At 35.5% G+C, this 21,775-nt stretch carries 18 protein-coding genes and 4 pseudogenes; 7 read left to right on the forward strand and 15 right to left on the reverse strand.

Annotation, left to right across the window (positions count from 1 at the left end):
• Nucleotides 1-333: 333 nt before the first annotated feature.
• From ABID96_RS14850 to ABID96_RS14875, 6 genes are all read right to left on the reverse strand, one after another.
• A complete protein-coding gene (locus ABID96_RS14850; RefSeq protein WP_192602700.1) occupies nt 334-1,575 on the reverse strand; it encodes a DUF1343 domain-containing protein in 1,242 nt (413 codons plus the stop codon).
• A 25-nt stretch (nt 1,576-1,600) separates the two neighbouring features.
• A complete protein-coding gene (locus tag ABID96_RS14855; protein ID WP_192602701.1) occupies nt 1,601-3,520 on the reverse strand; it encodes a glycoside hydrolase family 3 protein in 1,920 nt (639 codons plus the stop codon).
• An 11-nt stretch (nt 3,521-3,531) separates the two neighbouring features.
• Nucleotides 3,532-4,893: a penicillin binding protein PBP4B gene (gene pbp4b / locus ABID96_RS14860; RefSeq protein ID WP_192603159.1), complete on the reverse strand. Its 1,362-nt coding sequence runs from the start codon at nt 4,891-4,893 to the stop codon at nt 3,532-3,534.
• A 117-nt stretch (nt 4,894-5,010) separates the two neighbouring features.
• The gene (locus ABID96_RS14865; RefSeq protein WP_192602702.1) at nt 5,011-6,378 is read right to left on the reverse strand and encodes a PTS transporter subunit EIIC; all 1,368 of its coding nucleotides are present in this window, start codon (nt 6,376-6,378) and stop codon (nt 5,011-5,013) included.
• A gap of 24 nt (nt 6,379-6,402) precedes the next feature.
• Nucleotides 6,403-7,260: a MurR/RpiR family transcriptional regulator gene (locus ABID96_RS14870; protein WP_192602703.1), complete on the reverse strand. Its 858-nt coding sequence runs from the start codon at nt 7,258-7,260 to the stop codon at nt 6,403-6,405.
• A gap of 12 nt (nt 7,261-7,272) precedes the next feature.
• Nucleotides 7,273-7,452, reverse strand: a complete 180-nt coding sequence (locus ABID96_RS14875; protein ID WP_192602704.1) for a hypothetical protein — start codon at nt 7,450-7,452, stop codon at nt 7,273-7,275.
• A gap of 520 nt (nt 7,453-7,972) precedes the next feature.
• On the opposite strand from ABID96_RS14875, the gene ABID96_RS14880 reads away from it, so the two are divergent.
• Nucleotides 7,973-9,355 (forward strand): hypothetical protein, encoded by a 1,383-nt coding sequence (locus tag ABID96_RS14880; protein ID WP_192602705.1) that lies wholly within the window; start codon nt 7,973-7,975, stop codon nt 9,353-9,355.
• A 90-nt stretch (nt 9,356-9,445) separates the two neighbouring features.
• On the opposite strand, the gene ABID96_RS14885 is transcribed toward ABID96_RS14880, so the two are convergent.
• The 6 genes and pseudogenes from ABID96_RS14885 to ABID96_RS14920 all read right to left on the reverse strand — a co-directional run bounded on the left by ABID96_RS14885 (nt 9,446) and on the right by ABID96_RS14920 (nt 14,523).
• Nucleotides 9,446-9,571 (reverse strand): hypothetical protein, encoded by a 126-nt coding sequence (locus ABID96_RS14885; RefSeq protein WP_377896921.1) that lies wholly within the window; start codon nt 9,569-9,571, stop codon nt 9,446-9,448.
• 345 nt (nt 9,572-9,916) lie between these two features.
• Nucleotides 9,917-11,521, reverse strand: coding sequence for a DNRLRE domain-containing protein (locus ABID96_RS14890; RefSeq protein ID WP_192602706.1), 1,605 nt, complete (start codon nt 11,519-11,521; stop codon nt 9,917-9,919).
• Nucleotides 11,488-12,168, reverse strand: coding sequence for a hypothetical protein (locus ABID96_RS14895; protein ID WP_192602707.1), 681 nt, complete (start codon nt 12,166-12,168; stop codon nt 11,488-11,490). Before ABID96_RS14895 ends, ABID96_RS14890 begins: the two co-directional genes overlap by 34 nt.
• A 181-nt stretch (nt 12,169-12,349) precedes the next feature.
• Nucleotides 12,350-13,747: pseudogene (locus tag ABID96_RS20820) on the reverse strand (terminase large subunit); the annotation flags it as partial.
• The gene (locus ABID96_RS14915) at nt 13,746-14,099 is read right to left on the reverse strand and encodes an HNH endonuclease (RefSeq protein ID WP_192602708.1); all 354 of its coding nucleotides are present in this window, start codon (nt 14,097-14,099) and stop codon (nt 13,746-13,748) included. The gene ABID96_RS14915 and the pseudogene ABID96_RS20820, both read right to left, overlap by 2 nt.
• Nucleotides 14,100-14,157: 58 nt before the next feature.
• A complete protein-coding gene (locus tag ABID96_RS14920; protein ID WP_192602709.1) occupies nt 14,158-14,523 on the reverse strand; it encodes a hypothetical protein in 366 nt (121 codons plus the stop codon).
• A gap of 530 nt (nt 14,524-15,053) precedes the next feature.
• On the opposite strand from ABID96_RS14920, the gene ABID96_RS14925 reads away from it, so the two are divergent.
• A complete protein-coding gene (locus ABID96_RS14925) occupies nt 15,054-15,533 on the forward strand; it encodes a hypothetical protein (RefSeq protein ID WP_192602710.1) in 480 nt (159 codons plus the stop codon).
• 74 nt (nt 15,534-15,607) lie between these two features.
• On the opposite strand, the pseudogene ABID96_RS14930 reads toward ABID96_RS14925, so the two are convergent.
• A pseudogene (locus tag ABID96_RS14930) lies at nt 15,608-16,010 on the reverse strand (sigma-70 RNA polymerase sigma factor region 4 domain-containing protein).
• Between the two features lie 175 nt (nt 16,011-16,185).
• On the opposite strand from ABID96_RS14930, the gene ABID96_RS14935 reads away from it, so the two are divergent.
• The 4 genes and pseudogenes from ABID96_RS14935 to ABID96_RS20830 all read left to right on the forward strand — a co-directional run.
• A complete protein-coding gene (locus ABID96_RS14935) occupies nt 16,186-16,458 on the forward strand; it encodes a hypothetical protein (protein WP_192602711.1) in 273 nt (90 codons plus the stop codon).
• Entirely contained in the window at nt 16,389-16,685 is a 297-nt protein-coding gene (locus ABID96_RS14940; protein WP_192602712.1) for a glucuronate isomerase, read from the forward strand. The genes ABID96_RS14935 and ABID96_RS14940 overlap by 70 nt, the downstream gene beginning before the upstream one ends.
• Nucleotides 16,686-16,958: 273 nt before the next feature.
• Nucleotides 16,959-18,763 (forward strand): annotated as a pseudogene (locus ABID96_RS20825) (5'-nucleotidase C-terminal domain-containing protein); the annotation flags it as partial.
• 45 nt (nt 18,764-18,808) lie between these two features.
• A pseudogene (locus ABID96_RS20830) lies at nt 18,809-19,288 on the forward strand (Ig-like domain-containing protein); the annotation flags it as partial.
• Between the two features lie 467 nt (nt 19,289-19,755).
• Here the strand turns inward: ABID96_RS20830 and ABID96_RS14955 are convergent.
• Both ABID96_RS14955 and ABID96_RS14960 read right to left on the reverse strand, forming a co-directional pair.
• Nucleotides 19,756-20,034 (reverse strand): DUF3892 domain-containing protein, encoded by a 279-nt coding sequence (locus tag ABID96_RS14955; protein ID WP_377896926.1) that lies wholly within the window; start codon nt 20,032-20,034, stop codon nt 19,756-19,758.
• Between the two features lie 139 nt (nt 20,035-20,173).
• On the reverse strand, nt 20,174-21,133 hold the full coding sequence (locus tag ABID96_RS14960) for a RelA/SpoT domain-containing protein (protein ID WP_192602714.1): 960 nt from the start codon (nt 21,131-21,133) through the stop codon (nt 20,174-20,176).
• 208 nt (nt 21,134-21,341) lie between these two features.
• On the opposite strand from ABID96_RS14960, the gene ABID96_RS14965 reads away from it, so the two are divergent.
• Nucleotides 21,342-21,719, forward strand: coding sequence for a hypothetical protein (locus ABID96_RS14965; RefSeq protein ID WP_192602715.1), 378 nt, complete (start codon nt 21,342-21,344; stop codon nt 21,717-21,719).
• The last annotated feature ends 56 nt before the right edge of the window (nt 21,720-21,775 follow it).

Below are 21,775 nucleotides of genomic sequence, written 5' to 3' on the forward strand. Positions count from 1 at the left end.
GCTGAATTAGGTGTAGCTAACGCCTTTAAAGGTGTCTTATTTTGTGTTTTTTCGAAATTACATTTAATCGGTACTATCCACACAATTATTAATCTAGGATTGCGGTTTCTACTGTATCCATTTTTTAGTCCATAAAGTATTTTTATTCTTCAATCAGGCTTGATTTACCGTTTCACCCAGCTCCATTTATTTGCTTCCGAGTGGACAACCTATAGTCCAGAGTGAACGCCTTCACCTACACATAAGGATTTCTGGAACAAAGGAAATTACTCCTAACCCCCCAACTGGAAACAAAAAAAGATGAAATCAAACTGATTTCATCCTTTTTCTTTTTTACTTATACATCAAATACTCTTCCCTAACCTTCATAAATTCATCTAGTTCCTTCTGATATTTATCCATGATGTCAGCAACGGATGCCCCTTCAAGGATCATTGGTCTAATCCAATCATTTCCAATCAATTTATCAAAGAAATTGTTTGAAAGAAATTGGAAGTCATTCGGGTACATGTCATGGATCGTTTTAATGATGTGAAGACCTGTTGGAACCGCATTAAATTTATCACGGTCTGTTACATAGATTTCAACACCATGGCTGAGTTTTCCGACATATTTTGAGAATGTCGGTGTAAAGGATGCAGCTCTGAATTTCACACCTGGAAGACTCAGTGAGTTCAATTTTGCTGCAAGGTCTGTACTGTTGATATATGGTGCACCGATCAGTTCAAATGGCTTGGTTGTTCCGCGTCCTTCTGATAGATTTGTTCCTTCAATTAGACCGGTTGCTGGATAAATAAATGTTGTTGATACTGTTGGCATGTTAGGCGACGGTAAAACAAATGGAAGTCCAGTGTCCTCGTAATCCATGGAGCGCTTCCAGCCTTTCATTTTGACGACTGTTAGATTTGCTCCGATTTCAAATTCTTTGTTGAAGAACATTGCGAGCTCGCCTACTGTCATTCCATGCTTTGTTGGAACTGGATACAGCCCAATAAAGGAAGTGGCATCAGGCTCAAGAACTGGACCATCAACTGAAAGTCCGCCTTGTGGATTTGGACGATCAAGCACCACGATTGGAATGTTGTTTTCTTTTGCCGCTTCCATCGCATAAGCCATTGTATAGATATACGTGTAGTGGCGTGTACCTACGTCTTGAATATCAAAGACAAGTACCTCTACGTTTTTAAGCATTTCAGGTGTTGGTTTTTTTGTTGGTCCATAGAGGCTGTAAACAGGTAGCCCTGTTTTTTCGTCTTTATAGAATTCAACATATTCCCCTGCTTGAGCACTACCACGAACTCCATGCTCTGGACCGAATAAAGTTGTAAGCTCAATATCTGGATCCTCATTTAGTAAATCGACAATGCTGTTTACGTTTGAGTCAATGCCTGTCGGATTGGTAATTAACCCTACTTTTTTGCCTTTTAATAGCTCTTTCTGATCATCTAAAAGGACCTCAATCCCTGGCGATACTTTATTCTTTTTCTTTTCCTTTTGTGCTGAAACATCTTTGACGATCGGCCATGTACATAGCGCAAGTACCAGAATCGAAATTAGCAAAAATATACGTTTCAATGGATCCCCTCCTCTTCAAATCAGATTATTTTAGCTGCTTGCCTGAACGAATGTCTAGTCCGTAACCAAAAGGATAAAGATTTTTTTCAGGTTGAGTGACAGATGGAATATTAACAGGTAATTTACCTTGTGGTCTTGATTCACCAAAGATTGTTTTAATCCCGGCTGGAATATTTGGCTGTCTATATGCTCCATTTGAATAACCTTTATATCCATATACTGCAATTACAGCTTTTGCTTCTTCAAAATTTGCAGCATCATAAGGGTTCCTCAAGCTCATTAGCACAAACTCTTTTTTATGATCTTGAGCATATTTCATGACCGCTCTTGGGAAAGCCGTTGCCCATTTGCTTGAATCCTGAACAGTATCATCAATGACGCCATCATTTACAGCTGGATCATTTTTCACAACGTAAGAACCGGTAATCACATAGTCAGCCTTATCAATCATAGCTGCCACTTGTTCGTTGAATGACTTACTTGAGAAAGCATATCCAGTAACTTCAACATCTTTCTTTTTACCTTTTAATTCTTTTATACTTCTTGTCATTGCTTCTACTTGGTCCTCAAAAGGAGCGAGTACAAGAACTTTGTCATCCTTTTTCGGTTTAAAAGGGAGTGTTTTGTCTTCATTTTTCAAAAGAGTAACAGCATCCTCAGCCATTTTCATTTCTATTTTCCTATGATCCTTATTTCCAACTACTTCTAAAGCATTTGCTACTTTTTCATCAATTGAAACAGTTTGTGGATTTAGAATGCCGCGTTTTTCTTTCAAGTTTAGAATTCTTTCTACCGATGCATTTACTTGCTCCATTGGAAGATTTCCTGTTTCGATTGCTGCTTTCACTGCGTTAAAAACAGAAGCTAAATTTTTTTCCATTTCAAGCGAGTTCACTTGTGCAGGCATTAACGCAATATCTACACCTGATTTTAAAGCTAATACAACTGCTTCTTCCTGGCCAAAGTTATCTGATATTGCTTTCATATTTAATGCATCTGTTACAATGACACCTTCAAATCCCATTTCCTCGCGGAGAAGACCAGTCAATACTTTTTTGGAAAGAGTGGCTGGAACCATAATCTCCTGACCATCTTTTTTACTGATATACTTTGTATCATCAAAGGCAGGGAACTGAACATGTGCTGTCATGACCATATCTACACCTTCATCAATCGCTCTCTGGAAAGGTGCTAATTCAACAGAACGTAATCTTTCCTTATCATGTGTAACAATCGGTAGGCCGTAATGACTGTCAGTAGCTGTATCGCCGTGTCCAGGGAAATGCTTTACAGTTGCTGCAATATTTTGACTTTGAAGCCCTTTAATTGTCTGGGTACCAAGCTTTGAAACAAGCTCTGGATTTGAGCTATATGAACGGACACCGATTACAGGATTTCCTGGGTTGTTATTCACATCCAATGACGGTCCAAAGTTCACATTAATACCAAGGGATGATAATTCCTTTCCAATAATTTCACCAGTCTGATAGGCATACTTTTCACTTCTTGTTGCACCAAGCGCCATGTTACCGGGCAGATTCGTTCCTGTTTGAAGACGTGTTACGATTCCACCTTCCTGATCAATGGTGATGAGAAGAGGCAGTTTAGGGCTTGCTTTTTGTAGGCCATCTGTCAAACGAGCTGTTTGCTCTGTTCCCACGACGTTTTCAGCAAATAGAATGACACCACCTAAATGATATTTCTGAATGATACTTCCTACTTCATCATTCATCACTGTAAAGCCCGTTGCTTTGGTTTCCCCTTGCTTTTGCCAGTTACGGAAATCCGGCATCAGCATTTGACCTATCTTTTCATCAACCGTCATATTTTGAACAATGTCTTTCACATTTGTTACCGCTTCCACTTTAGAAGGTTTGAATTGTGTTAAGGTTGAAACTGAAAGTACTGCTGCTAAAGCTACTGCTGTCCATTTCTTTTTAAACATTTCCTTTCCCCCTATTCATTATTTGATTCTAAAGCTTCATAAATAGCTGTTACTACACTTCCATAGCTTCCTGTTGTAAAAAGATCACCAAAGAATTGATTGGAGTTAGTAACTGGATTCACAAGTGGTGAATGTTTTTTATTCGTTAACAAGACGATTCCCATGTTCTGTTCTGGGTCAATTATTGTTACCGTACCGGTCCAACCTGTATGCCCGTATGCACTGTTGCTAGCATATTTGCTAAACATCCAGTCCATGCTGTCATCTCCGTTTACTCTCCAGCCAAGACCATATGTTGCATTCATTTCAGAAGGTGCAATGAATTCTTCAATCGTTTCTTTATTAAACAATGATTGATTACCGTAACCGCCGCCATTCAACATGACCTGCAGAAGAACAGCAAGATCGCTAGTTGTAGAGAATAATCCTGCATGTCCGGAAACACCTTCCATTGAATAAAATGCTTTTTCATCATGTACTTCTCCTTGAAGAGTGTACGTCCGAATGTTCGGGAAATTAATGACTCCATCACGTGTATTACCTAATAGCTCTGTTGCTGCAAAGTCTTTAGACTTAAACCCTTTTTGCAACGGATTAAATACTGTATTTTTTAACTTCAATGGCTTGTATATTTCATTTTCAACGTATTGATCTAGCTTTTGGCCAGTGATTTTTTCCACAATCGTCCCAAGCAGCATATAGTCGACATCACTGTAGACATTTTTTGTCCCAGGTTCATAAGTAAGCGGGGTTTTATTAATGTTTTCAATCGTTTTTTCGTGTTCCTGAGAATAAAGCACACCTGATACTGCAGGATTATGGTATTGCGGGTCTGGTTTAAATCCAGCAGTGTGATGAAGGATATCAATAATCCGCATCGTATCTTTGCCTTTAATCACGTCTGCTTCTGTGTCTTTAAAATCAGGTATGTAATCCTGAACTTTCGCGTAAATATCAAGTTTTCCTTCACTTACAAGTTTCTGAAGGGCGAAATTCGTTGCGTACATTTTAGTATTTGATGCAAGATCAAACATGGTGTCGTTTTCCATTTTCAAAAACTTCTTAAGTGGTGTATGTCCGTCAAACTTTTGCTTATAACCGTAGCTATCATTCTTAACGATTTTACCGTCTTTTATGACGATTAGGGCTGCTCCAGGAAAACCGGCGGCCACTTCTTTTTCAATCAGTTGATCCACTTTTTTAAGCTTTTCAGAGGAAAATCCAACTTCCTCTGGCTTTTTTACTTTTGTCAAAACAGGATACTGAAGGTGATTTTGAGTCGATGCTTTTTCATTTTGTTCTGCAAAAGAAGCAGGTGCAAGTAATGAAATAGCCAGAACAGAAGTTAATGCACAGGTTTTCCATTTTTTCATCATGTTTCTCCTCTAGAATCATATTTTAAAAGCTCGCTAAATTATCTATTTTTATAGTAGTTTAAACTTAAGTAGCCTTTTTTTACAAAATCAAGTGAGATTATATTTTCATATCGATTATTTGAATTCAACTGCCATATCATCATTAAATCCGAATAAGTAAGTAAAAATAAAGCCAGCTGCATATGAAATCATTAGTCCAGTAAGGTACAAGAGAATCTGGCTTGTATGAACTAAAAATGTGAGTGGAAGGCCTGAAACACCGACTGCAATTGTCGCAATATCGAAATGAGCCTGAAATGCTCCGCCAACTCCGGCACCTAAACATGCAGTTAAGAATGGGCGTCCTAGCGGTAGTGTTACACCAAAGATTAATGGTTCACCGATACCAAGCATTCCTGATGGAAGTCCCCCACCGATTGCACGTTTTAAGCTTTTTTTCTTCGTTTTAAAGTAAATTGCAAATGCTGCTCCGACTTGACCAGCTCCACCCATCGCAAGAATTGGAAGCAAAGGATCATCTCCAATGGAATTGATTAATTCAAGATGTACTGGCGTCAAACCTTGATGAAGCCCTGTTACTACTAGTGGAAGGAACGTTGCGCCAAGCACGAATCCGGCTACAACTCCACCAACATCAAGAACACTAAGCAAGCCTTTTGTGATCGTATCCGATACAAAACCACCAACAGGCATGAACACAATGTAAGTGACGATACCTGTAATTAATAAAGCAATTGTAGGTGTTAAAATGATATCAAGAGATTGCGGCACAAACTTTCTTACTTGCTTTTCAACTAGAGCGATAAAGATTGCAGCGAAAAGAACGCCAATTAACCCTCCACGTCCAGGAAGAAGATTATCCCCAAATAAAGAGATATCGCCAACAGCAGGGTTAATAACAAGAATACCTGCCAGTGCTCCAAGCGCTGGTGATCCGCCAAATTCCTTTGCCGCGTTTGTTCCGACCAAGATTCCAAGATAAGCAAACAGACCAGATCCGATTACAGTTAAAATAATAGCTAATTTTGAATCTCCTGCAAGCCAGTCTGCCTGAACTAATGCTTTTGTAATACCAGTTATTAATCCTGAAGCTACAAGGGCAGGAATTAGCGGTATAAAAATACTTGCAATTCTGCGTAAAAATAGTTTAAACGGTTTTGCATTCTTTTTATCAATCTCTGATTTATTTTTAGAAGCTACTTCTCTTAAATCAAAATCATTAGCAGCAAGTAGCTTATCAAACTCTGCAGATACTTTATTTACAGTGCCGGGTCCAAGGATGATTTGAATCGTTTCTTCTTCTACAACCCCTAGAACCCCATCTGTCTTTTTGATTGCCTCGATGTTGACCTTTGAACGATCCTGCGGGGCTACACGAAGTCTAGTCATACAATGAGTTGATGTCGTAATATTTGCTGCTCCACCCAAATGCTCTAATAATTGCTCGGCAATTAATAAGTTTTTGTTATTCCCCTTTGCCATCTAATCGACTCCTCCTGAAAGAATCTATTTATTTTTTTCTGTCATTGATTTAATGGCCGCTCTTGTATTGTCGATATATTGAACGGTCTCATCGTACTGCTCTGTTGCCATTCCAAAAAATAAAATGTCGATCATATATAACTGTGCCAATCGGGAAGAAGTCGCTGCGCTACGGAAAGTCGCTTCATTTGAAAATGAGGTATAAACTGAAACATCGCACAATGACGAGACGGTTGACTGTCCAAAATGAGTAAGCCCGATGGTTTTCACACCACGCTCTTTGGCAAGTTTTAGCAGGTTGATGATTTCCTGTGTTTCTCCTGAAAAAGAGATCGCAAACAAAACATCGTCTGGATTTGCATTGGCGATCAAGGTTGCAACTAGATGTCTATCTGTAAAAGCTGTTGCACCTTTATTAATGCGGATCAATTTTTGCTGGGCATCCTGCGCTACAATATTTGAAGCGCCTACCCCAAAGAAATGAACGTTTTTTGCTTTCAGTAACATACCGATAGCTTTTTTCAAATTTTCATGATCAATAATTTCTGCTGTATCACGGATAATCTGAATCGTGTTGCTAGTGGTTTTTTCTACTACTCTATATAGTGATTCGGATGGTTCAATATCACGATATCCCTGCTCCACGGTTTTCATCAGATCACCGGCAATTCTCATTTTCAGATCCTGGAACCCTTTTATACCAAGTGATTTGCATAGCCTGACGACTGCTGCCCCACTCGTTTTCGCTGAAGTGCTTAATTCACTTACAGTGCTGTTCACTACTTCATGCGGATTCTGCAGAATGTACTCCGCAAGCTTCTGCTCTGACTGTGGAAGCTTGTTCATCATCGTTTGAATGATGGATAATCCGCCTGTTGCCATAGTAATCGCTCCTTATGGTTTATGAAATAAGTAGGCTTTACTTACATCCCAACCCATATGTTTTAATAGTTTTATTACTTCCTTTGTAAATAGATTTGTAATCATGTCATTAATCGGTGCTGATAGATTGATAGTTTTTTGAATCGTTTGCACCAACTCCTTCTTCAACTGACATTCTACTGTATCCATCATTTCAAATTTCCCCTCTTACCTGCATGAATATAAATCAAACTTCCTCCCTTCTTTAACAATTGATATGTACATTCAATAACTACCTTAATTTGAGGCAGACTCTCATGCACTGCAATCCCTCGTTTATACTTCGTTGCTTTTCGTTGGAAGAATATCAAGTGTATTTGCCCAAGATGAAACAACCTAAAAAATGAAATTCCTAATATTCAGTATATTAAACAAAATTTCAGATTATCCTTCAATATTATGAAATTTTATTTTAAATTTTACGCAAATGATAGCGCTTTTATAACTAGTTTGGAAGAAGAAAAAAACAACAATAACGAGCATTAACTTAATTAAAACTGTTTTGTTTTTACTTCTTCAGTTTAGTACTGTTACATCAATTCTTATCCAAGCAGTTTATGAAACTTCATTACAAGAATATGAATATACTAATCACCTTTACCTAACCAAGCACCACTATTAGGCAAATGCATATATTGTTACTCTACATCTGTAGGCTAAAGGGGGGATTGTAATGCATGTTGATTTAACAGCCATACATTGGCTTTATGTGGCATTTATAGGAATTATAATTATGTTTTTAATTATGAGACGTGATACGAGTTTAGTATGTCTAGCTGGGATTTTTCTTTTAGGTCTTGTCGCTACAGAATCACTTACTAGTTCGGTCAGTATCTTGTTTTCAAGTTTCATATATGCAATAACCGAATTACTTTCTACGATTCTAGTTATATCGATCATCGTTTCCATGAGTAAAGCTTTAACCGAGAGCGGAGTACACCAAGCGCTCATTAGTCCATTTACAAAGGTGATGAAAAACGCCTCACTCGCATACTGGACAATTGGAATTGTGATGATGGTCGTTTCATGGTTTTTCTGGCCATCACCTGCAGTAGCATTAATCGGAGCTGTGTTACTACCGGTTGCGCTTCGTGTTGGTTTACCTGCATTAGGTGTTGCAATGGCAATGAATTTATTCGGTCATGGTATCGCACTTTCAAGTGATTTTGTCATTCAAGGCGCACCAAAATTAACTGCAGACGCAGCTGGGATTCCTGTTTCTGAGGTCATTTCAGCAAGTGTTCCATTAATTATTGTAATGGGGGTCGTTACAACTGTAACAGCATTCTACTTTTTAAAACGAGACATGAAAAAAGGACTTCTAAAAGTAGAAACTGTTGAAAGCGATTCCGAAACTGAAACTTATTTACTTTCTTCGGCTCAACAAAAATGGATGGCAGCACTTGTTTTCATTCTGTTCGCAGTAGATATTTGGGCAATGATTCATTTCAATTTACAAGGTGGAGATGCTACTGCTTTAATCGGAGGTACTTCACTTATCATACTTTCAATCCTTTCAATGATGGGTCATAAATCTAAAGGGTTAGAAGAAGTTACAAACTATTTAATCCATGGGTTCAAATTCGGTTTCCGCGTATTTGGTCCAGTTATACCTATTGCTGCATTTTTCTACTTAGGTGACAGTGGTTTTACGACCATCATTGGTGATTTCTTACCAAAAGGTTCACATGGCATCGTTAATGATTTAGGGTTTGCACTTGCTCATCAAGTACCTGTTAATCCAGCAGTAGCTGGCGTTACATTAACAACAGTTGGAGCAATTACAGGGTTGGATGGATCAGGATTTTCAGGTATTTCACTGGCTGGATCGGTTGCTTCATTATTTGCTACAGCTATCGGTCATGGTATCGCGACACTTACTGCAATGGGGCAAATTGCGGCGATTTGGGTCGGTGGGGGAACATTGATACCTTGGGCATTGATTCCTGCAGCAGCTATTTGTAATGTTAGTCCGTTTGAGTTGGCTAGGAGGAATTTGCTACCGGTTTTAATAGGAATGTTTGTTACCACTATTGTGGCAATTTTCTTGATATGATTAAACATAATTTACTTTAGTAGCGAGTTAGCCAAGGCAGATCCTTGGCTTTTTAATATTTCATATTAAGATTGGTAAATTATGTTATTATTAAATGTGTTTAAATGTTTCAAGAGCATTTGTCTCATTTACAACTACGCCAGTACCAGGAGTGACTCCTGGGCTGGAAAATACATCATAACTATCACCTGAATAATTGTTGAACGCTTTTCCCAAAAATCCCACCACGCCACGCATAATTTCAAGTCCTTTTAAATAATAAAAAAAGACTACAAAAATGTAATCTTTACTCTTCTAAAATATAGATTTTCTCCTTGCTCAAAACATTTGAGAAATCTTATCTAATTCAATAAAACAAAAGGGAGGCTCTAGCCCCCCAAAATAAAAATCCTAACGATGACAATTATGAAAAAACTTTATTTCACCTAAAATCAAATGAATAAGTGTAATTAAACCCAATCATTTTTTTAATAATTTTTTTATTAAAATTACTATTAAAAAAACTATGATCAAAAATGTTAGAAGTCCAATAAAGCTAAAATTCATCATATTACCATCTCCTTAAAAAGCATATTTATTAAATGATCCACTTGTTGTACTAACAGTAGTATAAGCATTTGTATAGGTATACACAACTCCAGCCCCACTGTAATTAACAGTTTTATCCATAGAACAAGTTGTTTTTGAGGATGTAGTAGCAGATGTTGAACCATTATAAACTATTCCGATTTTCTGCCCAATTGCGCCATAAGCAACATTTGTTACTACTACTTTTATTGATTTTACCTTTGAACTTCCGGCAGTAATAGTAGCCTTAACATTTCCACGATAAGAATGGTTTAACCAATTAAGATCTGAATAAAGAGTTCCAGTAAATTTTACAGATACTCCATACTTTGTAATCGATCTATTAAATGATTTACTAGCACTATCTAAAGTTTGAGCTGTCGCAAAAGTTGAAATAGAAGAATCAGCATTTGCTGAAACAGCAGAAGTAGTTGAACCATCAGTTGGTGGAGCTACTGAAGCATATGTCTTTACAAAATTTTCATCTTCCAATGACATTTCTTCTCCAAGTGCATATTTATTATTAATTTCCTCAAATCTCTGAATTATCAAATCATCAAAATCAGATGAAGTGTCAGGATCTACTGAGATTAATGGTGTACTTGGATCCGACATATTGCTTTCACCTACTGGGTATTTCGCAGAAATTCTAAACCAATAATGATCCGTATCTGGATAAATACCTCCAGAATTTTTATATACTTGTGCTGCACTTTCTGCTAGCTCCGCACCGTTTCCATCATGATGTAATAGATAGCGAGTAGGTTCTGTTGTGTTAGTCTTCGGCCAAATCCCTTTATTTCTTGTAGACCATGTAGTAGTATTACCATCTGGAATATCAAATGCTTCATAATCTACTCCATTAAAAAACCATACTGTGTATCCCGTTGCCCCAGTAATTTTACCCCAACTTAAATCGACACCACCTGTTCCATCTCCATTTGAATATACTGTACTTACTGGTTCAAATGGTGTAGGAATTGTGTAATCTACAGATAAATATGGTTTGTTTGTATCATTTGCTGATGATAGTATTCTTTTCCAAAAATCTGCAGCATTTCCATTTGTGTGTAGTTTAAAGCCATAGTTACTTCTTGTCCCATCAGCCCAACTTTGAACAGTTGATGTAACATTATATCTTGCCCATTGTCCTGTAGATACATCAACTTGTCCAATATTAGTAGATGCTGGTTTTGTATTCCATGTTACTGAATTTGGACTAATTGGAGCATCCGTTCTGTCTAACCACAGTCCATTAGGGGTAGTATTATTGTGTTTCATTACATAAGCATTGAATGTAGCCGCTGTAATATTCATACCATAGATACTTGAAATTGGATTGATTAAATACGCATAATTTGTTCCTGTTGTTGAACTATAATATCCAACATTTAATACCCATTTTTGTAAAGCTTCATCCCATTTACTAGATGTTGAAGAATAGTTAGTATTAGGATTAGCACTTGAAACAAAAGTATCAGTAGTTATAGAAATAGATGTAGTAGGATCAATAAATACTGGGAATTTTCTTGATGGATCTTTTAACCAATTAGAATCAGCATCCACTACAAGGTTGTAACCGTTATCAACTTTCTCCAAATCATATTTAAACTATTTAAAATAATATCCTCTTTTGTATTCTGATTGAATGTTAAGTTTCTTAAATCAACTTGTGGGAAAATATCTTTGTGAACAACCTTATTATTTTCAGTTTCGAAAGTAGCTTCAGCATCCTTTACAGGAATGCTTTCAACATCATCACCTGAAGCTTCAAGAATTGAAAATGCCAAAGTGTGATTATTATTTTCAAAAGTTGCATATTTTCCATTTTCCATTTTTGATAGGAAAGTAGATTTTAACTTTGTATTTTCTGTTTCAATTAGATCAGTATTTTGTTTATCCAGTACTAAATCAGAAGAAATTTCTTCATAATTAGTATCGCCTTTTTCTTTTATATGAATTGGCTCAAAATAGATTTGTTTAGTATAAGTATCGTTTCCATTATAAAAAACTTTTGTATTTGCAGTTCTTTCCTCAACAATTTCTCCTGTTTTAAGGTTGTCGGTACTGACTTTATCTTCAACAGTTGAAATTTCCTTTGCATTAGCATCTTTTGAAGAAATCATCCTTGGATTTTTTTCTCCTGGTGATAATTCATTGGCAAAACTATTAATAGGTAAAGAACTTATTATAAGAAGTAATACTACTAATCTTATAAAATAATGGTATAAAGTATGTTTTTTCATGATGTCTCCCAATTTTTATAATTTTTTAAACAAATGTACTTTCTAAAAACTTTCCCCCTTCTATGTTTTAAAACCTTTTGTATTATAATTCTATTAAAATTTAATTGCAATACTATTAATAATATAATTTTAATAATTTTATCAAAATACAAAAATAACATTATTTTCATACTATTAAACATTACAATATTAAAAAGCCTCTATCTTCATAGACACTTTTAGTGTTAATATTTAACATTGCTCTTACGTGTGCATTAATAGCTGAAGCAATAGGATCTATTCTTTCAACGGAATTTATCGAGCATAATATTCTCATTGGCATCCTGCTTCGTAATTGCATTACCAACTGCCTACGTTAGTACGGGACTATTGTCATGCTCTAACTTTTATCGATAAACTTGCTCTCTAAAATCTTTCGTAGGCCCACCGAGTGTTTGAAATCCTTGTCGTATCTCAACAACAGTATAACCATCTGCTTCCATATCTTGCATGAACTGAGTTGCATTCCAGGGATCACAACAAATCTCTTTTATCCAAAGTTCATATTCTTTTTCTTTGTCCTTAATGTATTTCTTAATAAATGCATAATCCTCAAGTCAATCTTTGCTGAGAAATCAGTTCCAACGGTTACTTCCATACCCCTTAGTTCTTCCCAGTCAATTTTTCTACCGCAATCCTTCCACTTCTTCATGTCCATATAGCCGTTATCTTTTCTATCAACCCATATATCCATGTTTTTTGTTAAGAAACTTCGCATTTTTTTAGGTTGTTCAAGTGCAGTATTTAAGTCAGAACGTAATGAGGCTAACCCTTCTTCGTATGTAGCAACAATTGGATTTGCTTTAATCCAATTTCGCTCATCTCTGATGTCGTCCCCTTCATCTAGTTCACATATTAGAGCAAAATAATCATCATTTTCGGTATTAATATTCGGGTCCAGAATTTTTCTTACATACTCGTATTCTTTGAAACAAGGTCTTGAAATATCAAACCCAGCTGTAGTAGTTACGAACATCAAAGGTGATTTACGTGCAACCATCCCGGAAAGTATTACATCATAAATCTCACTTGTTTCATGGGCATGATATTCATCGATTATACCTACAGACGGATTCTTTCCATCCCCTAACTTTCTAGTTTCTTTAGATAGTGGTTGAATTATAGAGTTAGTCTTTAACCGAGTAACTTTACCGTAACTATCTTTATACGTATTTTGGAGTATTTCTGTGTTTTAAATTTGGTCAAGTACTTCATTTTATACTTCCTCAGATTGTTCTTTGGACCATCCGGCATTATAAACACGGTGTTTTTCATCACTTAAAAAAGTTTCATAGGTTGCAATAAGAGCCAACAATTGTGATTTAGCATTTTTACGGGCTAGTTGAATGTAAACCTTACGAAATCTACGGGAACCATTCGATTTTTTGATAAAACAAAAAATGTTAGCTACAATGAACAATTGAAAGTCTGTTAACAAAATAGGTTGTCCTGCAAGAACACCTTCAGCATGCTTGAATTCTTTTGCCCATTCATAAAAATCTTCAAGTATGTCTGCATTAAAAATAAACTGACAATCATCACCTAATCGACCCCTTACCGAACCCTCCATCTTCTGTGGCCGTCTTTACGTCATGAGGATGCTTGCACAAAGGCTGGCAGTTCTTACTGTCCCAAAACAACTTCATGTCACCTTTATGCGGAATGATATGATCCACCACAGTCGCAGATATATACTTACCTTCATTCTTACAATGAACAAACAAAGGATTTTGCTTTAAGAAACGCTCTCTAGCTAACTGCCACTTGTAGTTGTATCCACGTTGGTTTGAGGACTTTCGTTGTTCTGGAAGCTGTCTATGACTTTCACAATACTTATCTCTAGTAAGTTGATTACACCCATATTTATTACAAGGCTTTAATGGTTTCTTCATATCCCACCTCATTTCATAAATAAAAAACCACTCACGCAAGGTGAATGGCTTCCCGACATCAAAAACTATATTCAAAGAATGATTTCTTCTCATAATCATAAACAGAAACAGAATTTCCAGAGACTGTACACTCGAAATGGTTATTCACATCGTAATCGTAGCCACTGAATTTATTACTGCCCTGTTTTTTTAACTCGATGTGTTTATTATTTCCATAATGAAATAAATCGAACTTATCGTTGTTTCCATTTCCACTTATATGACATTTAATACTATAATCGTAGACATTTACCCTTTTAGAAGTTACTTCTCCATCAATAGTAATAAATTTACCAATACTGTAATCATATACAGCACTCTTTGATGATCCAGTAGCTAACCTTAAGGTGATATAAGCTATGCCTGCTCTTGCCTCATCTTTCATATCCTCACCCCCTATGTCGAAATGTTTCGACAAAAAGGAAATTATTTCCTTCTCATTGCTCCATTTCTTCTAGAATATATATCACGATTCATACCCATAATTTCTTTCTAATTAACCTTTTCTTATTTAGATTTCTTATGTTTCATTTTCTTTTGTGACATAACTTAATTCAGCTGCTTTTTTTGTTCGCTTGATAAGTGATCCGCAATTTTCATAGCTCACCTCTAAGAATCAAAAAGAGCACATCATCTGGTGATATGCCCTCTTTGAAAGAATTCTATGGTATTAGAATAAATGATTTTGTATATAGTTTAAATTCACTTTAGGAGTGAATCTAAAGTGAACTATTTTTATTAAACTAATGATGTTGGATTTAATGCCATTCATAGAAGAATTTAAAGATGAAATAATAATCAGTATAATATATCACAAGAATACTATTGAAATTTCTTTAATGTTATTACAATTGTGTTACAATCATAACTGTAATTAATAATATTGTTACGAATATAAATCTAGGAGATTACTTCATGAAATACAACCTTGGTAAAAAATCTTTTAAACTATTTTTATTAGTTAGTAGTTTTATTTTAGTTTTCTTTATTGCTCGTGAAACTGCAAACGGTTCCAGTTACGCACTTTCAACTAAGCAGGTAACTAAATCTGATGTTATTCAACGTGGTGGTGTGATTAGGTTAGGGGCAAAGGGTGTTTATCTTCACGTTAATAGTACACATCATAGTGTAGGTATACGTAGTGTTAAAATCAATAGTTCAGGAAACTTGGAAATAGGAACGGAAAATGTTTCTCCAATTATTTCAGTTAATGTTAGCCCTGATGAAACCTTAGCACAAAAAAGTGTAATTGCTGGGGCTAGTGTTGGAAACACAACGACAGTTATTAAATTTTCAAAAAATGGTAAACCCTTAAATCTGAATAAAGCTTCTGACTATAAACTTATTGCAAGTGATGTTTCTAATTTGTGGGTACAATGGGCAAGCCACCAATAAATTAATATATATTAGTTAGTCTTATAAGGAGAATACAAAAAATTAAAATGGCATTGCTATAGAGCAATGCCTTATTAATTTTTTAGTTCAATTACTTTAAATTCCTCAATAAATTTTATAGTCCTCACTAATTCAGCATGCTTCTTTTTTATATGACTTGAACTATAATTTAATTTTTCAGCAGTTTTTTCAAGAGAAAGACCATCAATGTATTTTAATTTCAAGACCTTATGATCCAGTCCCTTGAATGTACTAACTAATCGTACTAGCTGAATCTTCTGTTCAGTTTTTTCTAACAACTTGGCTTTAATCCTTTCATTCCGTTCCTCTAGCTTTGCTCCATCTGATTCTGCTTGTAGTTTAAGATAGATCACCACTTACCCATCTTTTTAATTTTCTTTCTGATTGTTCTAAGTTGAATTCGAGATAGGTTATTTCTTCTTCTAATCTTTGATAGTCCTTTAGCCATTCATACAAAGAACAATCACCTACCTTTAATTAAATTTTTAATAAAATATACTTATTTGTAAAATAATATGGTTTATCATTAATTAACATTGGAGAAATAAAATATGAAGAAAATATTCTTATCTATATTCTTTATCTGCTTATTGACTGGATGCTCAATCACCTTAGGGAACAAGATATTAAAATGTACGGAATACACTATGAACATGATAAATTACATCAAATTGGGATTAACGCCATCACTTATGATGAAGATGGAACTATCCATTTTTATGTCGATGAAATAACTCCACAGACTAAAGATAAAATAGATAAAGAATTAATTATTTTTTTGGGCGCAAAAATTATCCTCTTTGACAAACAGTTTCTTACCATTAAAAAAACAGTTTGGCTAAACTACAACTTGTCTCAGCAAGGTGGTTTAATTACACAAGAAGTGGCATCCGCAAACAGTTAACGACACTCTCAGAAAATAGTATATTACATCACTTTGTTGGCATGCTAACTGATTCAAGAAGCTTCCTATCCTATCCACGGCATGAATATTTCCATCGAATATTATGTGATCTAATCGGGGAATGGCACTCGATAGGAGAAGTTCCAGATGACTTTGAACTTCTTGGAAACATGGTAAAAGCAATTTCTTATGAAAATGCTGCTTATTATTTTAATTTTAAAGCGTAATAATTGGAAAACTCCCTTATCTTTTTAAGGGTGTTTTTCTTTAGGTTTCTAAAATAATGGCAAAATTAAATCTTTAGTCAATATCCACCTAAATAAATATGTTACAAAAAAATAATTAAAAAAAGTCTATTAATCTAGCTTTAATACTAGTAAAATATTCTTGCAATACAAAATATTTTGTCGAAAGGTGGAAAACGTGTGATTAGAAAGAATTCAAAAAACACTAAGTGGAAACTGTTTAATGGTTCACTAGTAGCTGCGCTAGCCATTACAATGGCTCCTCTAAATATTTTCCCTCAATCTGTGAAAGCGGATACAAACGGAGATATTCATGTTCAATTATTAGGCATTAATGACTATCATGGTCAGCTTGATACTTGGAGATCTATTAAGGATTCAACTGGTAAAGTAGTTGATTACTCTGGTGGTATTGAGTATTTAGCTGCATACTTAAAAGAAAGAGAAGCTACTAACCCGGCTAATACTCTAATGATTCAAGCTGGTGACCTTGTTGGAGCAAGTCCTCCTGTTTCTGCATTATTACAAGATGAGCCTACGATTCGTTTTATGAATGAACTTGGCTTTGATGTAGGCACAATCGGTAACCATGAATTTGATGAAGGCGTTGCTGAAATGAAGCGTCTAATCTATGGTGGAAGCAATCCAAAAACTGAGAAATATGAAGCAAAATATGGCAAGTTTACTGGTTCAACAATGGACTATGTGGTAGCAAACGTAGTGGATGATAAAAATGAACCTATTTTACCTCCATATGTAGTAAAAGAAGTTGGTGGAGCTAAGATCGGTTTTATTGGGGTTGTAACAACTGAAACACACCAACGATTGTATCACCAAAAGGTGTTGAAGGTGTTAAATTTACGGATGAAGTTGCGGCTATTAACAAATATGCAAAAGAATTAACGGATAAAGGTGTTAAGTCAATTGTCGTTCTTGCACATAATCCTGGTTCTTCTCAAGCAGACGGTTCAAATGCATCTGGTAGAGTTGTAGATATAGCGAATGCAACAGACGCATCAGTTGACGTGATTTTTGGTGCACATGATCATAAACTTTTAAACGCAAAAGTAAATGGTAAGCTTCTAGTACAATCATGGTCTTATGGAACAGCATTCTCAGATGTTGAATTAACAATTGATCCTGCTACACAAGATATCGTAGAAGCAAAGGCTGAGATTGTTGATACTCTACATAGCAAAATTACACCTGATGCAAAAATTAAAGCTGAGCTTGATGGTTATAAAGCTGATATCCAACCAATTACAAGTCAAGTAATGGGAGAAACAGCAGATATAATAACGAATGCAGCTAATACAAGTGGTGAGTCAGCACTTGGAAACTTTATTGCTGACGGAATGAAAGCAACAACAAACACAGATTTTGCATTCATGAATGCTGGTGGTATTCGTAACCCACTACCAAAAGGAACAATTACTTGGGGAGATTTATTCAAAGTTCAACCATTCGGTAACGATTTAGTTACGATGACGATTACTGGTGAGCAAGTAAGAACTTTATTAAATCAACAATTCAATGCTCCTCCAAGTTATAACAAGATCATGGCAATCGCTGGTCTTCACTATACTTGGACGGATAAGAACGATTACGGTAAGAAAATACTTGATATCTATCTTCCAGATGGATCTAAAATCGATCCAACTAAAGAATATTCAATCACTGTAAATAACTTTATGGCTGATGGTGGAGACGGCTTTACTGTCCTGAAATCTGGGAAAAACCGTGTGACTAGTATTGTAGATTTAGATGGATTTGTTAATTATTTCAAATCATTTAAAGGACAAGTTAGCTCAACTGTTGAAGGCAGAGTTCAACTTGCAGAAGTAACTCCGGCTACTCCTGTTGTTGGTGAAGTGACAAACAAATCAACAAAGGTAACAGGTAAAGCTTTTGCTGATGCTTTAGTTAAAGTACAGGCAAATGGAAAAGTAATTGGTACAACAACTGCTTCTACAGAAGGAAGCTTCACAGTAGACATTCCAGTTCAAAAAGCTGGAACAACAATTAATGTGATTGCAAGTGACGCTAAACTAAATGTAAGTAATGCACAAGTTAAGGTTAAGGATGTTATACCGCCGACAAAACCTGTAGTTAATCAAGTTGATGACAACGATATGAAAGTTACTGGAAAAGCAGAAGCAGGTACAACAGTAACTGTTAAATCTGGCAAAACTGTAGTTGGCACAGGAAACGCTAACTATAAAGGAACATACACAGTGACATTAACTAAAACGTTAAAAGCTGGAACTACTTTATCTGTAACATCAGTAGACAAAGGCGGCAATACTAGCCCTACAGTAACTACAAAAGTAGTTGATAAAACTGCTCCAACTGCACCTGTATTGGTAACAAAAGTAACAAGTACTACTACTAGTTTAGTAGGAAAAGCAGAAGTAGGTTCTTCTGTACAATTAAAGGTTGGTAAGAAAGTTTATAAAGCAATTAGCAATAAAAAAGGATTATTTACTTTCAAAGTTGCTAAACAAAAAGTTGGTACAATCCTATACTTCACTGCTAAAGATAAAGCAGGAAATGTAAGTAAAGTAACAAAAGTAGTAGTAAAATAAGCAAATAGAAAGAACCCTGAAACTAGTTTTCAGGGTCTTTTTGTACATAATTCACTATTTTGGCTCTGTTAAAAAAGAATGTTGATTTCCATTCCAGGTACTTCGCTTTCCATGGGGCGTGACCCTGAGCCTCGGGTCCACACGATGTGGATCATGCATGCGTTACGACAGGACGTCGTGATTTTAGCATGCCTACCTTGCTTGGCCTCCAGGGTCTCAAGTTTCCCGCATCTCCCATAGGAGTCTTCGCACCTTCCATTCCATTACTCCCGAACAGACTATTCTCTTTTCATATTCTTAATGTATTTATAATCAATAATTAATAATAACAGAGCCTAAATTTTAAATGTTATTCAGTTCTGTTTGGAGAAAATATATATGTGATTTTAATTTTGTCAACCTGGCTTCGAACTAAGTAATCCATCATAACGTAAAAAGAGCCACGTATAATCGTGACTCTTTTATCTTTAAAATGACGGTAAATTACTCAAGTTATTAGACGGATCTCCATCAGGATACGAACGAAGCGTTTTATGTTGATGTCCTCGTGTTGTACCAATGTTTACATCTTCAATCAAATCCTGCTCTGCCATGACAATAGCTTGTTCGATCGTTGCTGTTTCACCATTTTGGAACTTCACTTCCGATATGTCCCCATCACCATTTTTTCGAACTGCTACGATTTGTAATTTATTGGGGTCAATATGATGTTCAGGATTTCCTTCTCCACGATTTTGGAAAGTCATTTCGCGCACCTCCATGTAAGTAATTCAAGTTTAGTATGGTTGAAGGCTGCTATATTTATTCTATCTCTTTGTGATCTTTCTTTTAATTGGAATAAAAATAAACCCTCTTCTACATTGTAAAAGAGGGTTGTACATTATCTCAATTATCATCACAAGGCATTGTCCTCGGATTCAAATAACTCTCAATCGATCGATAATTATATAATTTACTATAGTCTGTTTCCACTTGAGTCTCTTCTAATTTCTTTAGCTTTTCTTCTAAAGACTCCTTTTCATCTGCACTTAGTTTCCCTTCTTCAGATAAAACAGTAATCTCTTTTAGTAGCTCATTAATTTGTCGGTCGCGATTTTCTTTTTCTTGTTCTTGTTGATAGATACTCATTTTCGTGTGAAGGATGGCATTTACTAATTCATCAGCACCACCGGAAATCCTATTTAAGATTAACAGCTGTTCATTTAATATTTTATTATCCAAGTCATATGGATATCTTAGCTGATGGTCGATTTCGCTCCACCCTTCTTCAAAAATAGTTCGTACTTGTATTTCTGCTAGATAGTTCACTTTTGTCATTTGTGATTTGATGACATAATGCCAAGACCTGTAGCCGGCATCATGAACTAAAAATTGAAAGTTTTCTTGGTCGATATATTGTTCATTTGTTAGATCCCCAAGACGATGATAGATTGTCGCTTTTTCATGTAAGTTCCAATTCATTCGAATCGTTTGATCGATGTCTGCAGCTTGATGTTTGTATAAATGGAGCGCTCTAATTCCAATTAAATCCCCTATTTCGGACTTATAATTTGATACATTTATTTCATATGAAGGGTCGCTTTTTTTACCTTTTATTGTTTTTCGAATAATCTTTTCGATGAGATGCTCAGGATATTTTATTCTCGATTTCACTGTATGAATTTGAGGATTTTTCCGAAGTATTTCTGATATAAATGAAGCGACAGTTTCAAGATTCGGTATTTCAGCTAAGTAATCCTGATATATTTCAATATAGTTAGTCCATCCTAAAGCATACTGCCCAAATTCTTGTTCATCTATCTTATATTTTTCAAAGAATCTTTTTTGATTTTCAATTAAGTCCATACACTTTCTCCTTATAAAAACGATTACATTTATCCATATACTACCATATTTTCTATATAAGCATACTCCCTCTATATTAACTTCGCTAATGATCCATCTCAATTCTATTAAATAAATGTAAAAATCGGCTACTTTCTATCAATCTGTCTAATCCAAACTAAAAATATTGAATAGTTTATTGTATCAAGAAAAAGGAGGAATGATCTTTTTGGGAAAAAAAATTGAGATAAATGTTGAATACCACTTTCATATTGGTGACAATATTGAACAAAGAGCTGAAGGTGGTGGCCAGATTCTAAGAAATGTTGGCGCAAATGCTAACCAGGGAGGCCAAATAGCGGTCGACCATAGCTCAACTGCAAATAATAGATCACAATTTGCTGATGGTAATGGAAGAAGTGGAATTGCTGGTAGAAACAATGATGAATTAGGTGGTCAGCAAGGGATTAAGGTCCGAGATAGTAGAATCAGAGACAGTATTTTAGAATCAACTGAACAGCATAACGAAGGCGCTGAAACTCTGGAAGAGGCAGTTGAACAATTTAGATTACCAAGATTGTCCAGAATTAATAGAAGTCAAAGTTAAGAGATTTTTATTCAATGGTATGTTAAACACTTCTCACTTTTCAAATAGAAAATGGA

Origin of the sequence: Gottfriedia sp. OAE603, from assembly GCF_040543965.1 — a bacterium.
In the GTDB taxonomy this organism is placed as follows: Bacteria; Bacillota; Bacilli; order Bacillales; family Bacillaceae_G; genus Gottfriedia; species Gottfriedia solisilvae.